Here is a 15,590-nt window from a genome sequence, read left to right on the forward strand (position 1 = left end):
GAGGGGCCGTGGGCAAGGCGACGGGGGCACTGCTGGGGCTGGCGATCGGGGACGCGCTGGGTCGGCTGACCGAGTTCCGTACGGTCGAGATGATCGCCGCGTACGACCCCGACTGGCGGCAACTGCCGCTTCCTGACAAGGCGTTGGTCACCGACGACACCCAGATGGCGCTCGCCCTCGCCCGCGCCCTGCGCACCGCCCTGGAGCGCGGTCCGCTGGGCCCGCTGCGGCTGGAGCGGCCGCTGCGCGAGGAGTTCGTCGACTGGTGGCGCTCGCCGGACAACAACAGGGCGCCCGGAATGACCTGCATGCGCTCCTGCCAGCGGCTCTCCGACGGCCGCCGCTGGCAGGAGGCGAGCGACCTCGGCTCCAAGGGCTGCGGCGCCAACATGCGGGTCGCCCCGATCGGGCTGGTCAAGGAGCTGACGACGCGCCAGCTCGCCGGGGCCGCTCAGCTGCAGTCCGCGCTCACCCACGGCCACCCCACCGCGCTCGCCGCCAGTGACCTCACCGCGTACGCCGTCCGCAAGCTCGCCGAGGGCCTGCCGCCGTCCGGCCTGACCGCCGTACTGCGGGCGTACGCGCTGGCCAACCGCACCCGGTACGACGAGTTCTGGCTCGGCGACCTCGCGGCGCACGCCCAGGACCCGTCGCCGGAGCACTTCATCGCCCGCGGCTGGGGAGAGTGCCTCGGCATCCTCGACCGGCTGGACGCGGCGCTGGCCCGGCCGGATGCCGAGGCGGACCCGTGCCTGGCCACCGGCGAGGGCTGGATCGCCGAGGAGGCGCTCGCCACCGGCCTGCTCTGCTTCCTCCTGCTGCCGGACGACCCGGTGGCCGCCGTCCGCCGGGCCGCGTACTCCTCCGGTGACTCCGACTCGATCGCCTGTCTGACCGGCGCCTTCGCCGGTGCCCACCACGGCGCGTCGGCCTGGCCGGCGGACTGGGTGGAGCGGATCGAGCACCGGGACGAGCTGCTCGCGCTCGGCGCGCTCTGGGACTGACGCGCCGGCGCGGTGCCGCGAGCGGCAGCCCCTCGCGGCGGCCGCCCGGCAGGCTCGTGCCGGACCGTTCCGCCCGGCACGAGCCTGCCGGGCGGAACCGTCCGGGCGGGGGCCGCGTCGAACCGCCATGACCAGTCGAACCCGCCGGACCGGCCGCCGCCCGGCTGTCCTGCTCCTCACCGCGACCGTCACCGCCGCACTCGCCGCCCCGCTGCTCCTCACCGGCTGCGGCTCCACCGGCGCCGCCGAGCCCCTCGTCGTCCGCGCCTCCACGCCCGCCTCGTCGCCGCCCGCCGACCCGGCCCAGGTCGCCGCGACCGCGGCCGCCACCAACGCCTTCGGCCTGGACCTCCTGCACACCCTCACCGCCGCGCCCGACCAGGCCGGCCGCAACATGGTGCTCTCGCCGTCCGGCCTGGCCACCGCGCTCGCCATGGTGCTGCCCGGCGCCCGCGGCGCCACCGCCGACGAGCTCGCCAAGGCCCTGCACACCGAGCTCACCCCGCAGCAGTACGCCCTCGCCACCGGCGCCCTCGCCCGCCGCCTCCCGCCCGCCGACGGACTGACCCTTCGCCAGTCCGACGGCCTCTGGGCCCAGCAGGGCTTCCCGCTGAACCAGGACTACCTGGCCACCCTCGCCGCCGCCTTCGACACCGGCGTGCACACCGCCGACTTCACGAAGGACCCTGAGGGCGCCCGCAGGAGCGTCAACGCGGCCGTGGAGAAGGCCACCGAAGGCCGGATCAAGGACCTCTTCGGCGAGAAGGCGATCAACAAGGACACCCGGCTGGCACTCACCGACGCGCTCTACCTCAAGGCGAAGTGGGCCACCCCGTTCAAGCCCGAGAACACCGCCGACAAACCGTTCCACCGCCTGGACGGCTCGGCTCCCGCGGTCAGCACCATGGGCCGGACCGGCACCTTCCGCTACGCCGAGGGCTCCGGCGGGATCCTCGGCGAGCCCTGGCAGGCCGTCGAACTCCCGTACGCGGACGGCGGGCTGGCCATGGACCTGCTGGTACCCGCGCAGGGCGGCTTCGCGGCCTTCACCAAAGGCCTGGACCAGGCCCAACTGGACCGGATCCTGGGCGAACTCGCCGACCAGTCCGTCGACCTGACACTGCCGCGCTTCCACTTCGACACGGCCAACGAGCTGACCCCGACGCTGCGCGCGCTCGGCGTCAACGCCGCCTTCGACGCCGCGGACTTCGGCGGCATCCCCGGGGCCGGCGCGCAGGAGCGGCTGAAGATCGGCACGGTCGTCCAGAAGGCCACCATCGAGGTGGACGAGGAGGGCACGGTGGCCGCCGCCGGCAGCGGCGTCGGGATGGAGGCGGCGGGCGCGGCGGCCCCGAAACGCCCCGTCGAGCTGCACATCGACCGGCCGTTCCTGTTCCTGATCCGGGACACCGCCACCGGCCGGCCGCTCTTCCTCGGCCAGGTCACCGACCCGCAGGCGCGCTGAGCCGGCCGCTCTTCCTCGGCCAGGTCACCGACCCGCAGGCGCGCTGAGCCGGCCGCTCTTCCTCGGCCAGGTCACCGACCCGCAGGCCTGAGCGCTACCCGGTCACCAGGCCGGGTAGCGGCCGCCGAGCGCCGGGTGGGCCGGCTCCCGGCTGCCGAACAGCACCAGCAGGTCGTCCGCCACCCGCAGCAGCGTCTCGTTGCCCTCCACCGCCTCGGTCCAGGCGGCCGGCAGGGCGGCGGCGCCGTAGGCCGCGCCGACCAGGTTGCCGCAGACCGCGCCCGTGGAGTCGCTGTCCCCGGAGTGGTTCACCGAGAGCAGCAGGGCCGCCCGGGCCGGGTCGGGCTCGGAGCCGGCGGCCAGCAGGCAGTACACCGCGATGGCCAGGCACTCCTCGGCGATCCAGCCGAGCCCGACCCGCTCCACCGCCTCCGCCGACGGCTCGGACTCCTCAGCCACCCGGACCGCCCGGGCCAGCGCCTGGACGGTCTCCTTGGACGCCGGCCACTCCCGGGTCTGGTCGACGGTCTGCCCGACCGCCGCCCACGGCTCCACCCCGTCCGCCAGCCGCTCCACCAGCGCCGCGAACGCGCCCGCCGCCAGGTAGCCGGTCGGGTGCCCGTGGGTGAGCTGCGCGCACTGCGCGGCCAGCCCGAAGGACTGCTCGGCACCCAGCCGGGCCAGCCCGAACGGCGCCGAACGCATCACCGTGCCGCAGCCCTTGGAGTGCGCGTTGATCGGCCCCGGCTGCCCGAACGGCGCCGGCGCCTGGAACTCCGGGTGGTACGACATCCCGCTCAGGCAGGCGTTGCCCGGCGCCCGCCGCGCGTACAGGAACGGCTGGCGCAGCAGCCAGCCGTCATACGGGCGGGGGAGCGGATGCTGGTCCGGCGCGCCCTGGCTCTGGGTGAGCAGCCAGCGCCGGTAGGCGCCGTGGACGGCCTCCGGGACGGAGCCGCCGCCGCCCGACCAGCCCCGGACGAAGCCGCGGATCAGGCCCTCGGCGGTGAACAGCGTCATCTGGGTGTCGTCGGTGACCTCGGCGATCCGGCCGCCGGACGGCAGTCCGGTCACGCCGGCCGGGCCGTGCTGCTCACGGATCTGGTACAGCTGCTGGAACTCCACCGGCCAGCCCAGGGCGTCCCCGACCGCTCCGCCGAGCAGCGCCCCGCGCACCCGGTCCGGGTACCCCGACTCCGTCACCGCCACCGTTCCCCCTCGCGTCTACCGGAGTCCGTTCTATCAGGCCCGGCCGCTCCCGCCCCGCCCGTCCCCGCCGGTGGCGGGACGCCCTACGACCGGATCTCGCCGGCCCGGCCGTGCAGGGCGGCCCGGTCGGCGGCCGCGCGGCCGGCCGCCCAGCCCTCTCCGTCGCTCACCCGGACCCGCTGCGAGACCAGCTTCGGGAACATCCGCCCGACCTCCTGGTCCACCGCCTCGGTCCGGGCCGCGAGCGCCGGCAGCAGCCGCTCGTCCGGTACCAGCTGCTCCGCGGTGCCGTCCTCGCGCAGGTGCCGGCCGGCCGCCGCGTCGCTGGTCGCCTGCTCGGTGGCGGCGACCAGCCGCTCGCGGATCCGGGCCGCGTACGCCACCAGGAAGGAGTGCCGGAACGCCTTGGTGCGCGAGGCGCCGTCCAGGTGCTGGCGCGAGCCGGCCTTGTTCATCGCGTGTGTCGCCTGCACCAGCAGCGAGGTGTAGAGCAGCTCGACGCCGTCGAGGTCCCCGTCGAAGCCGATGATGGTGCAGAAGCCGAACTCCTTCGCCCAGACCGCCCGGCACCGGTTGGCCGCCGCCACCGCGTCCAGCAGCATCGTCTTCGGGCCCTCGTACGGGTTGTCCACGCCGATCCGCAGCGACGCCGGGGCGTTGCGGTCGGCGGCCGAGACGGCGAGCAGGGCGTCGTCGATGCTGTGCTGCGCCATCAGCTGCTGGGCCTTGGCGGTCAGTGCCTCGGCCTCCTCCGGGTACTCGGTGGACTCGGCCTTCGCCAGCAGCGCCCGGATCCGGGAGAGCATCCGCGGCTCACCCGGCACCGGGTCGGACGACGGCCGGTGCGTCCCGGGCCCGCCCCCGGCCCGGCCGGGAGGTACCCCCTGGCCGGGCGCCGGGCCGACCGGCGCGATCGGGGGCAGCCGGCCCCAGGACCGCAGCAGCTCCAGCACCGCCGTGGCCAACGCGAACCGGTCCAGCCGGTGGCGGTGCGCGAAGGCGGCGAGGTAGGCCTCGTCGCCCTGCCACCAGACCTCGGTCTCCAGCTCGCGCAGTTGCTCCTGCCAGCGCCGGTCCGGCGCGGCCGCCGGGCGGCGCCGCCCCTCGGCGGCGATCAGGTCGACCGCGAGCGCCAGGTGCACCGGCTTCAGCTCCCGCCGCACCACCCGGGCCAGGTCGGCCGGCCGCCAACCCGCCGACCAGCACCGCCCGACCGCGGTGTCCGCGTACCCCAGCAGCGCCCGGCTCACCGCCGGCCACTGGCCCGGCGAGGCGGCCAGCAGCGAGGCCCCGGTGTCCAGCGCGAGGTCCAGCCGCTCCTGCGGCGCCGTCACCACCGCGGCCACCGCCTGCGCCAGCAGCGGTCCGGCGCCCCCGTCCGCCCCGGCCTGCCCCTGCTGCCTGCCCTTGCCCACGGTGTAGCCCGCTCTCCTCGTACCCGCCCTGCGGTCAGGACAGCCTCCCGCCCATGATGCCGGAGCGCCCGGTCCCGCGACGGGGACCGGGCGCTCCGTGGCGGCCCGCGCGGGCCGTCGTCAGCGTTCGACCGTCTTGGCGAGGATCTCCGGGATGCGCTCCAGCAGGCGTCCGGCGGCGAGGCGGACGCCGAGGAAGGCGACCAGCGCGCCGTAGAGCGGCCCGAGCAGGACGACCGGCCAGGCCGGGCCGTCGGTGGCCAGGGCCCAGCCGAGGTAGCCGGCGACCGGGGCGCTGACCAGCACGGCGCCGAACATCGAGCCGAAGCTGTTCAGCAGCACCAGGCCACCCTGGCCGGGGGCCGCGTTGCGCATCGGGTTGTTGTCGGCCGGCATGGTGTACGGCGCCAGCACGCTGAGCACCGCGCCGATCGCGATGCCGCTGCCGAGCAGGCCGAAGGCCAGGCCGAGCGCCGCCGGCAGGCCGGCCCAGTCGCCGGTGACGACGGCCAGCACCAGCCCCAGCACGAAGGTGACCGGCACCGCGTACGCGAGCACCGCGAACGCCCGCCCGCGGAGCTCCTCCCGGGCGTCGGCGGGGGTGAGCAGGGTGGCGGCGACCATCCAGAACGCCGAGCCGTCCATGCCGAACAGGTTGAGCATCTGCAGGCCGAGGAACATCCCGGTGGCCGACACCAGGTAGACGCTCGCCCAGCCCTGGACCACCGACAGCACGCAGATCACCAGGGTCATCCCGATGCTGGTGAAGACGGCGGCCTTGGCCCGCGGCTCCCGCCAGGCGTACCGGAGGTGGCGCTGCATCACCGCGCCGGTCCGGCCCCCGGGCAGGAAGCCCCAGCCGCGCGAGGACTGCACGCCGCGCGCCACCTCCAGGGTGGAGGCGTCCGCGGTGACCATCAGCTGCTGGAGGCTGCCACGCCACCAGCGCAGCAGCAGCGCCAGCAGCGCGGCCGCCGCCGCCAGCTGGAGCACCGCGAGGCCGTAGCGGCCCTCGCCGGCGGTGCGGGAGGCGTCCAGCGCGCTGACCGGCGGCACCCAGCGCAGTACCGAGGCGATCGGCTTCAGCGGGCTGAGATCGAGCCGGTCGCCGGGCCGGCCGAAGACGCTCTGGAAGCCGACGTTGGCGGCCTGGCCCAGCAGTGCGAAGAGCAGACCGCCGAAGATCGCGAAGTCCTTGCCGCGCCGGCTGGAGAGCAGCCGGGCGTTGCCCGCCGCGACGGAGCGGGAGAGCGTCACCAGGCTGAGCACGGTCAGCGGGACGCCGACCACGGCGACCACAGCCGAGGCGGGCCCGTCGGCGCCGGCGATCGCCGCGCCGGTGAGCAGCACCAGCGCGATCAGCGGCCCGGGCCCGATCAGCGCGGCCAGCACCGAGCCGCGCAGCAGCGGCCCGGGACGCAGCGGCAGCATGGTGAGCCGGGTGGGGTCGGAGCTCTCGTCGCTGGAGAACAGGAAGAGCGGCAGTGCGGCCCAGCTGAGGGTGAGCACGCCGGCGAGCATCACCGCCGCGTCACCGGCGCCGTCGAAGCGGCCCAGGAAGGCGAGGGCCACCGCCAGCCCGGTGGCGAACAGCAGGCCGACCACCGTGCCGATGGCGTAGAGGGCGGCCCGGCCGCGGCTGCGCCGCAGCCCGTTGCGGAGCAGCCGGAGCTTGAGCGCGACGAGCGCGCGGACGACCGTCCGCCCGTCGGGCACCGCGGTGCGGGCCGCGCGGAGGCCGGTGGCCTGGGAGGTCACTGCCCGCCCCCGAGCCAGCCGAGCGCCTGGCCGTCGTCCTCGCGGACGCCGATCAGCGCGAGGAACGCCTCGTGCAGGCTGTGCTCGCCGCGGACGGCGTCCAGCGGACCCTGGGCGATCACCCGGCCGGCGTTGACCACGGCGACCCAGTCGCAGAGTTGCTCGACCAGCTCCATGACGTGGCTGGAGAACACGACGGTGGAGCCGGCCGCGGCGTACCGCTTGAGCACCCCGCGGATGGTCTGGGCGGACACCGGGTCGACGCCCTCGAAGGGCTCGTCGAGGAAGAGCACGTCCGGGTTGTGCAGCAGCGCGGCGGCCAGGCCGATCTTCTTGCGCATGCCGGTGGAGTAGTCGGCGACCAGCTTGTCGGCGTCGCCGGCCAGGTCCAGGACGGCCAGCAGCTCCTCGGCCCGGCGGTCCACCTCGTCGCCGGGCAGGCCGCGCAGCCGTCCGTTGTACTGCAGCAGCTCGCGGCCGCTCAACCGCTCGAACATCCGCAGGCCCTCGGGCAGGATGCCGATCCGGGCCTTGACCGCGACCGGGTCGCCCCAGACGTCGGCGCCGTGGATCAGCACGGTTCCCTGGTCGGGCCGGAGCAGCCCGGTGACCATCGACAGGGTGGTGGTCTTGCCGGCGCCGTTCGGGCCGACCAGTCCGATGAACGCGCCGGCCGGAAGCTCCAGGCTCAGCCCGGCCACCGCGGCCTGGTCACCGAAGCGCTTCCACAGCCCCTGGATGCTCACCGCCGCGGGGGCGCCGGACGCGGGGGCGGGGGACGGTGGCGGCGCTGACGCCTGCATGATGGCCTTCTCTGCGGTGGTAGGGGTGGTCCGGGCGACAGCCTGCCACTGCCCGGACGGGGCTGTCGCGCCGCGGGCGATCTTCGGCGTGTCTGGGCCGAACGGGTGAGTCCGCGGAGGCGGCCGGAGGCCGTCGCGAGAACACGGAGGCGGGTCGGAGCCCGTCGCGAAAAATGGCAACGAAGAAACCGGCAACTACTCAGCGCCCCGGTTCGTCCTGCACTATGAGAGACAGTGAGCGCAGCGTGCGCCGGGTGTCGGAGGTGGCGGATGGCGGTTCAGCCGTGGGGCGAGAAGACCCCCGGGTACGGGGGCCCGCCGCCGCAGGCGCCGTCCGGCCCGTACGCCAGGTCGTGGCCGCCCGCTCAGGTGCAGCAGCCGCAGATGCACCAGTCCCAGATGCGGGCGGCGCACACGGACCGGGACCGCACGGTCGACGTGCTGAAGGCCGCGTACGCCGAGGGCCGTCTCACGGCCGACGAGTACGGCCAGCGCTTCGAGGCGGCGAGCGCCGCGCAGACGTACGGCGAGCTCACCCGGCTGGTGGCCGACCTGCCGTCCGGCCCGATGGTGACGCCGATGTCGCTCACCGGCCAGGTGCCGCCCACCTTCCTGCCGCCGCCCGTCCTGCCCCCGGCGCGGCCGACCAACAGCATGGCCGTGACGTCCCTGGTGCTCGGCGTGCTCGGGCTGGGGCTGCCCGCCGTGATCACCGGCCACGTCGCCAAGAGCCAGATCCGCGAGCGCAACGAGGACGGCGACGGGATGGCCACGGTCGGCCTGATCTTCGGCTATCTCGGATCGCTGGCCTGGACCCTGCTGATGCTGGTCGTGCTCGCCGCGGGGTGACCCGGGACCGGCTGCCGGGAGTGCATCCCGGGCCGGCCGCTCCCGGCAGGTGCTCCCTTCCCCGCCGCCGTGCCGACGGCCGGATCGCCCCGGCCGGCGCGGGGGAGCGACCGGCCGAATGGACGATCCACACGTGAACTCCTGGACGGTCGGGTCATAGGATTCCCGGAGCAACTGCCCCGGAGCCCGCACCGGGACCCCCGCCTTCCGCGGTCGGCCGGTGAGGTGGTGGCCAGGAGAGCCGGCCGGGGTATTGACCAGCCGAGGGACCAGTCCAGTGACAGTCAGTGACGAGGACGCCAGCAGGCCCTCCCTGACCGCTGCGCGTGCCCGGACGGCGGTGTCGGCCCGGCGGCACCGGCCGGACGGCTTACCGCCGGCCGCGTCACCGTTCCTGCCGGCCGCAGAGGCGGCCGTCGCCTTCCTGGCGGCGCTGGTGCTGCCGCTGATGGCGGGCGGCTTCGACCTCGACCCGCTCGACCGGATCGCCCAGGTGAGCGGCCTCGCGGCGCTCCAGTTCCGGTTCGCCCTGATCGGCCTGGCCCTGCTCGCGCTGACCGTCCTCGCGCTGCGACTGCGGGCCGGCCGCCACTTCGACCTGGTCACCCGCTTCGCCGCCGCCGCGGTGGCCGGCCTCGCGAGCGGCTTCGTCGCGGCGGGCGCCGTCGTCGCCCTGCTCGGCACCCCGTGGCCGATGTTCGGCCTCAACGGCGACAGCGGACGGATCGTCGAGTGGGCCCACGCGGTCGCGAACGGGCAGCCCTCCGGCTCGCCGGTCTATCCGCCGCTGCCGCTCTACACCCTGGGCTACTACGCCGCGTGGTTCCACGGCGGCAACACCGCGTACGCCTTCAAGGACCTGCAGATCCTGGGCACGGCCGCGTTCGGCCCGCTGGTGTACCTGGCCTGGCGGATGCTGTTCAGCCCGGTGCGCGCGCTGGCCTTCGGCGTGCTGCCGGCCTTCGCGCTGATCGACGCCTACAAGCCGTACAGCCCGACCGTGCTGGTCCTGCTGGTCCCGGTGCTGGTCGCGGTGGTGGTCGAGCTGCACCGCAGCGGGACGGCGGACCGGCGGCCGGTACTGCTCAAGGCGGCCGGCTTCGGTGCGGCCCTGGGCGTGTTGTTCCTCACCTACTCGGGCTGGTTCCTGTGGAGCGCGGCGGGCGTGGTGGTCGCGGCGCTGGTCCACTTCCCGTGGCGGAGCGGCCGGGCCAGGGGCCTGGCCTTCGTCGGTGTCACCGGCGCGGCGTTCCTGGCCGTCGCGGGCCGCTACCTGCTCACCCTGCTGACGGAGGGACAGGACACCAGGGACTCCAGCTTCCGCTTCGACAACTTCACCGACCCGGCGTACTTCCTGATGTGGCGCACCGACATGCCGGGCACGGTGGGCGAATGGCCGCCGCCGGGCGAGTTCGGTGGCCTGGGGCTGTTCGCCGTGGTGATGTTCGTCTGCCTGGGTGCCGCGCTCTGGCTCGGCCTGGGCAGGCCGCTGGTGGTCACCGTCTGCTGCATGTTCGCCAGCGCCTGGCTGGTGCGGATGTACATCGCATCGCGCACGTACGAGACGCAGACCGTCCAGCTCTACACCCGCACCGACAACCAGCTGCTCTACTGCGGTCTGGTCATCTGTGCCCTGGTGGCGCACCTGGTGTCCCTGAGGCCGGCCGGGCGCCGCGTGCAGGCCGGCGGGCTCGCGGGGCCCGTCGGGGGCCCGGCCTCCGGTGACGCTCTGCCGAACCCGCGCGCCGCAGTGGTCGGCGCGCTGTTCGCCCTGCTGTTCCTGTTCGGTACCGTCTCTTCGTCGATGGCGGACCGCTACATGCCGGCCAAGGAGAACTCCTACCGCATCCTGCCGTGGGTGTCGCATACCGTGCAGAAGCTGGACGGCAGCTGCCCGAAGTTCGCCCCCGGCGGCACGTGCTCGAAGGACGGCGACCAGTCTTGGTCCACCATGGTCCGGTGACCGGCTCCCGGCTTGTCCCGACCGACCTGAACTCCCGGAGACCCAGCACCCGATGATGAACGCCCTGAAGCGGCTTGCCGACCGGCTCGCCACGACGCCGAGACGGCTCTGGGCCGTGTCCTTCGCCCTGTTCTTCGCGCTCGGCGCGTCCTGGTCGATGTCCACCCCGATCGGGGCCTCGCCGGACGAGCACGCGCACATCATCAGGGCCGCCGCCGTCGCCCGCGGCCAGATCGAGGGTCGCGAGGTGATGGTCCCGCACGTGGTCGGCGGCATCGAGGGCAAGTTCGCCGAGACCGGGGTGGTCCTCCCGAAGTTCTACCAGGACCTCAAGGACGTCAACGCCTGCTACGTCTTCCAGCCGGAGGTCCCGGCCGACTGCGCCCCGAGGCTGAAGGACACCGGGACCGAGATGCAGGTGACCACCGCTGCGGGCCGCTACAACCCGGCCTACTACCTGGTCGTCGGCTGGCCCGGCCTCCTGGTGTCCGGCGAGGGCGGGATCTACCTGATGCGCCTGATGTCGGCGCTGGTCTGCGCCGCGCTGCTGGCCAGCGCGGTGGTCTCGGCCGCGGAGTGGCGCCGCCGCTCCGTCCCGCTGCTCGGCGTGATGGCCTCCGCCACTCCGATGGCCCTGTTCATGTCCGGCATGGTCAACCCCAGCGGCCCGGAGATCGCGGCCGGAATCCTGGCCTGGAGCGCCGGACTGCCGATACTCATGGTTCCGGACCCGGCCCTGCTGACCCGCCGGCTGGGCCGGCTGGGCATCGGAGCGATCGTGCTGATCAGCATCCGGCCGCTGGGCCTGATCTGGTTCGCCGGCGCGCTGTTCTTCGCCCTGCTGCTGCAGGAGCGCGGAGCCCTGCGCCAGGTGCTGCGCCGCCGCGCGGCCTGGCTCTGGGCCACCGCCATCGCTGCCGCCACGGTCGGTGCGATGGCCTGGTCCTCCCAGCATCCCGATCACTCCGTCATCGAGACGCCGGACAGCCTCACCGCGCTGAAGGCGGCCCGGTTGACCTTCGACAGCACCCTCATCTGGGTCCACCAGATGATCGGCCTGTTCGGCTGGCTGGACGCCCCGTCGCCGGCCGCGACGCTGCTGCTCTGGACCGGGATCGTGGTGATGCTGGGCCTGCTGGCGCTCTGCTTCGCCCGCTTCCGCGAGGCGCTCGCGATCGTGGGCGCGCTGGCCGGCATCGTCGTGATCCCGGTGGCCGCCCAGGCCATGCAGGCCAGCACGCTGGGGCTGATCTGGCAGGGCCGCTACCTGCTGCCCTTCGCGGTGGGTCTGCCGATCATGGCCACCGTGATCCTGGCCCGGCAGTCATGGCGGCCGGGGATGCCGTGGCGCCGGCTGCTGCTGCTCTCCTCGTTCGCCCTCGCGCTCGCGAACGCGGCGGCGTTCGTCTGGGCCCTGCGCCGCAACACCGTCGGCACCACGGGATCGTTCTTCCTCCACCCCGCGATGTGGGCGCCGCCCGGCGGCTGGCCGCTCTGGGTGGGTGTCTACACGGCGGCGGCCGTGGTCCTGGCCCTGCTGGTGGTGGTGACCGACCGGGAGGAGCCGTCGCAGCGGGTGGCGGCGGACGCGGGTTCGCGCGGCGAGCGGACCGGGCGCGGGCGGCACCGTCCGCTCGCGGCGATACCGGCGGACGCGTAGGGTCGGGAGTGCGGGCGTCCCGGAAGTGTGGTAGAGGGAACGCGAGCTCCCCGGCACCCGGCCGCACCTCCGTCCCGACGGCCGCGACCTGCGGCGTTGCATTTGTTTTGACCGAGCCCGATGCGCTAGGTACGCTCTGACCTTGTGCCTGGGGTGTCCCCGGGTCCTTGTGCGTGCATGCACACCGGTCGCCGCGCCAAGCCGGAGCGCCTTTTCGGCGCGCCGCGCGTGAGCGCCGTCGCTGTACAGCAGCCCATGGGATTCCGTACCGGAATAAGCCCAACACACCCGACCGCGTGGGTCGACCACGGGGCCGTGTGCGACGGGAACACCGCAGGTTAGTTCCACCAAGCCTTGGCACACAGAAAACGGAGAAACGGTGCCTACGATCCAGCAGCTGGTCCGAAAGGGCCGGCAGGACAAGGTCGAGAAGAACAAGACTCCCGCGCTGAAGGGTTCCCCGCAGCGTCGTGGGGTCTGCACGCGTGTGTACACGACCACCCCGAAGAAGCCGAACTCGGCGCTTCGCAAGGTCGCCCGTGTGCGCCTCACCAGCGGGATCGAGGTCACCGCTTACATCCCGGGCGAGGGCCACAACCTGCAGGAGCACTCCATCGTGCTGGTGCGCGGTGGTCGTGTGAAGGACCTTCCTGGTGTCCGCTACAAGATCATCCGCGGTTCGCTTGACACCCAGGGTGTCAAGAACCGCAAGCAGGCTCGCAGCCGCTACGGCGCCAAGAAGGAGAAGTAAGAATGCCTCGTAAGGGCCCCGCCCCGAAGCGCCCGGTCATCATCGACCCGGTTTACGGCTCCCCGGTCGTCACCCAGCTGGTCAACAAGATCCTGCTGCACGGCAAGCGCTCCACCGCCGAGCGGATCGTCTACGGCGCCCTCGAGGGCGTCCGTGAGAAGACCGGCTCCGACCCCGTCGTGACGCTGAAGCGCGCGCTGGAGAACGTCAAGCCGGCCCTCGAGGTCAAGTCCCGCCGTGTCGGTGGCGCGACCTACCAGGTTCCGGTCGAGGTCCGTCCGGGCCGCGCCAGCACCCTGGCGCTGCGCTGGATGGTCGGTTACTCCCGCGCCCGTCGCGAGAAGACCATGACCGAGCGTCTGATGAACGAGATCCTCGACGCCAGCAACGGCCTGGGCGCTTCCGTGAAGCGTCGCGAGGACACCCACAAGATGGCCGAGTCCAACAAGGCCTTCGCGCACTACCGCTGGTAGTCCCAACCCCGTCACTAGACAGAGAGAGAACGAGCCACCATGGCTGCAACCTCCCTTGACCTCGCCAGGGTCCGCAACATCGGGATCATGGCGCACATCGACGCGGGCAAGACCACCACCACCGAGCGGATCCTGTTCTACACCGGTGTCTCGTACAAGATCGGTGAGGTCCACGATGGCGCTGCCACCATGGACTGGATGGAGCAGGAGCAGGAGCGCGGCATCACGATCACGTCGGCCGCGACGACCTGTCACTGGACGCTCGACGGCGTTGACAACACGATCAACATCATCGACACCCCGGGTCACGTCGACTTCACCGTCGAGGTGGAGCGTTCGCTGCGCGTCCTCGACGGTGCCGTGACGGTGTTCGACGGTGTCGCCGGTGTCGAGCCCCAGTCCGAGACCGTGTGGCGGCAGGCTGACCGCTACGGCGTCCCGCGCATCTGCTTCATCAACAAGCTGGACCGCACGGGCGCGAACTTCTTCTTCTGCGTCGACACCATCGTGGAGCGCCTCGGCGCGACCCCGCTGGTGATGCAGCTCCCGATCGGTGCCGAGTCGGACTTCCAGGGCGTTGTCGACCTGGTCCGCATGAAGGCGCTGGTCTGGACGGCCGAGGCCGCCAAGGGCGAGATGTACGACATCGTCGACATCCCGGCCGAGCTGGCCGACCAGGCCGCGGAGTACCGCGAGAAGCTGCTGGACACCGTGTCGAACGTCAGCGACGAGGTGATGGAGCTCGCCATGGAGGGCGAGGACGTCCCCCAGGAGCTGCTGATCGCCGCGATCCGCAAGGGCACGCTGAACTCGGACTTCACGCCGATCTTCTGCGGCACCGCCTTCAAGAACAAGGGCGTTCAGCCCCTGCTCGACGCGGTCGTCAACTACCTCCCGTCGCCGCTGGACATCGAGTCCATCGAGGGCACCAAGCCCGGCGACGACACGGTCAAGATCTCCCGCAAGGCGTCGGACGACGAGCCGCTCGCGGCTCTGGCGTTCAAGATCATGTCCGACCCGCACCTCGGCAAGCTCACCTTCGTCCGGATCTACTCCGGGCGCCTTGAGGCCGGCACCGCCGTCCTCAACGCGGTGAAGGGCCGCAAGGAGCGCATCGGCAAGATCTACCGCATGCACGCGAACAAGCGTGAGGAGATCGAGTCGGTGGGCGCCGGTGACATCGTCGCCGTCATGGGTCTCAAGCAGACCACCACCGGCGAGACCCTGAGCGACGAGAAGCACCCGGTCATCCTGGAGTCCATGGACTTCCCGGCCCCGGTCATCCGCGTCGCGATCGAGCCGAAGTCGAAGGGTGACCAGGAGCGTCTGGGCACCGCGATTCAGCGGCTGGCCGAGGAGGACCCGTCCTTCCAGGTCAACACCGACGAGGAGACCGGCCAGACCATCATCGCGGGTATGGGCGAGCTGCACCTCGAGGTGCTGGTCGACCGTATGAAGCGTGAGTTCAAGGTCGAGGCCAACGTCGGCAAGCCGCAGGTCGCGTACCGCGAGACGATCCGCAAGGCCGTCGAGCGCATCGACTTCACGCACAAGAAGCAGACCGGTGGCTCCGGCCAGTTCGCGAAGATCCAGATCGCGATCGAGCCGATCGAGTCCGGCGAGGGCTACGAGTTCGTGAACAAGGTCACCGGTGGCCGCGTTCCGAAGGAGTACATCCCCTCGGTCGACGCCGGTTGCCAGGAGGCCATGGAGTTCGGTGTCCTCGCCGGCTACCCGCTCCAGGGTGTCCGCGTGACGCTGCTCGACGGTGCCTCGCACGACGTCGACTCCTCCGAGCTCGCGTTCAAGATCGCTGGTTCGATGGCCTTCAAGGAGGGCGCTCGCAAGGCGTCCCCGGCTCTGCTGGAGCCGATGATGGCCGTCGAGGTCACCACGCCCGAGGACTACATGGGCGACGTGATCGGCGACATCAACTCTCGCCGTGGCCAGATCCGGTCCATGGACGAGCGTTACGGTGCCCGCGTCGTTTCGGCGCTGGTGCCGCTCTCCGAGATGTTCGGCTACGTCGGTGACCTGCGCAGCAAGACCTCCGGTCGCGCGAGCTACTCGATGCAGTTCGACTCGTACGCCGAGGTTCCGCGGAACGTGGCGGACGACATCATCGCCAAGGCCAAGGGCGAGTAAGGACCGGCGCCAGCCGGCCCCTTACCCGAGGCCGCAGTACATCCCGACATTCGGGACGATTGCGAACCCTTAGGCTATTAGGAGGCAACCCGGGA

The 15,590-nt window shown here is 72.7% G+C and carries 12 protein-coding genes; 8 read left to right on the forward strand and 4 right to left on the reverse strand.

Annotated features, from left to right (window positions below; genetic code table 11):
* Positions 1-8 precede the first annotated feature (8 nt).
* The gene (locus OG286_RS23550) at positions 9-1,004 is read left to right on the forward strand and encodes an ADP-ribosylglycohydrolase family protein (protein ID WP_396321483.1); all 996 of its coding nucleotides are present in this window, start codon (positions 9-11) and stop codon (positions 1,002-1,004) included.
* A gap of 127 nt (positions 1,005-1,131) precedes the next feature.
* The gene (locus tag OG286_RS23555) at positions 1,132-2,469 is read left to right on the forward strand and encodes a serpin family protein (RefSeq protein WP_396321482.1); all 1,338 of its coding nucleotides are present in this window, start codon (positions 1,132-1,134) and stop codon (positions 2,467-2,469) included.
* A gap of 102 nt (positions 2,470-2,571) precedes the next feature.
* Here the strand turns inward: OG286_RS23555 and OG286_RS23560 are convergent, their stop codons facing one another.
* The 4 genes from OG286_RS23560 to OG286_RS23575 form a co-directional block, all read right to left on the reverse strand.
* Positions 2,572-3,672 carry an ADP-ribosylglycohydrolase family protein gene (locus OG286_RS23560; protein ID WP_396321481.1) on the reverse strand — a complete coding sequence of 367 codons (1,101 nt, stop codon included), beginning with the start codon at positions 3,670-3,672 and terminating at the stop codon, positions 2,572-2,574.
* An 89-nt stretch (positions 3,673-3,761) separates the two neighbouring features.
* Positions 3,762-5,093, reverse strand: a complete 1,332-nt coding sequence (locus OG286_RS23565; protein ID WP_396321480.1) for a DUF2786 domain-containing protein — start codon at positions 5,091-5,093, stop codon at positions 3,762-3,764.
* 120 nt (positions 5,094-5,213) lie between these two features.
* Positions 5,214-6,851 carry a transporter gene (locus OG286_RS23570; protein ID WP_396321479.1) on the reverse strand — a complete coding sequence of 546 codons (1,638 nt, stop codon included), beginning with the start codon at positions 6,849-6,851 and terminating at the stop codon, positions 5,214-5,216.
* Positions 6,848-7,654, reverse strand: a complete 807-nt coding sequence (locus OG286_RS23575) for an ABC transporter ATP-binding protein (RefSeq protein ID WP_396321478.1) — start codon at positions 7,652-7,654, stop codon at positions 6,848-6,850. The genes OG286_RS23570 and OG286_RS23575 overlap by 4 nt, the downstream gene beginning before the upstream one ends.
* Positions 7,655-7,924: 270 nt before the next feature.
* Between OG286_RS23575 and OG286_RS23580 the strand changes: the two genes are divergently transcribed.
* From OG286_RS23580 to fusA, 6 genes are all read left to right on the forward strand, one after another.
* Positions 7,925-8,503 (forward strand): DUF1707 and DUF4190 domain-containing protein, encoded by a 579-nt coding sequence (locus OG286_RS23580; protein WP_396321477.1) that lies wholly within the window; start codon positions 7,925-7,927, stop codon positions 8,501-8,503.
* Between the two features lie 277 nt (positions 8,504-8,780).
* Positions 8,781-10,466 (forward strand): hypothetical protein, encoded by a 1,686-nt coding sequence (locus OG286_RS23585; protein WP_396321476.1) that lies wholly within the window; start codon positions 8,781-8,783, stop codon positions 10,464-10,466.
* Positions 10,467-10,518: 52 nt separating this feature from the next.
* Positions 10,519-12,126 (forward strand): DUF2142 domain-containing protein, encoded by a 1,608-nt coding sequence (locus OG286_RS23590; protein WP_396321475.1) that lies wholly within the window; start codon positions 10,519-10,521, stop codon positions 12,124-12,126.
* Between the two features lie 379 nt (positions 12,127-12,505).
* Complete coding sequence (gene rpsL / locus OG286_RS23595) at positions 12,506-12,877, forward strand: 30S ribosomal protein S12 (protein ID WP_014144289.1); 372 nt, start codon at positions 12,506-12,508, stop codon at positions 12,875-12,877.
* Between the two features lie 2 nt (positions 12,878-12,879).
* On the forward strand, positions 12,880-13,350 hold the full coding sequence (gene rpsG / locus OG286_RS23600; protein WP_030055803.1) for a 30S ribosomal protein S7: 471 nt from the start codon (positions 12,880-12,882) through the stop codon (positions 13,348-13,350).
* A gap of 39 nt (positions 13,351-13,389) precedes the next feature.
* Positions 13,390-15,495 carry an elongation factor G gene (gene fusA / locus OG286_RS23605; protein WP_396321474.1) on the forward strand — a complete coding sequence of 702 codons (2,106 nt, stop codon included), beginning with the start codon at positions 13,390-13,392 and terminating at the stop codon, positions 15,493-15,495.
* Positions 15,496-15,590: the final 95 nt, after the last annotated feature.

This window comes from Kitasatospora sp. NBC_00039 (genome assembly GCF_045160625.1).
In the GTDB taxonomy this organism is placed as follows: Bacteria; Actinomycetota; Actinomycetes; order Streptomycetales; family Streptomycetaceae; genus Kitasatospora.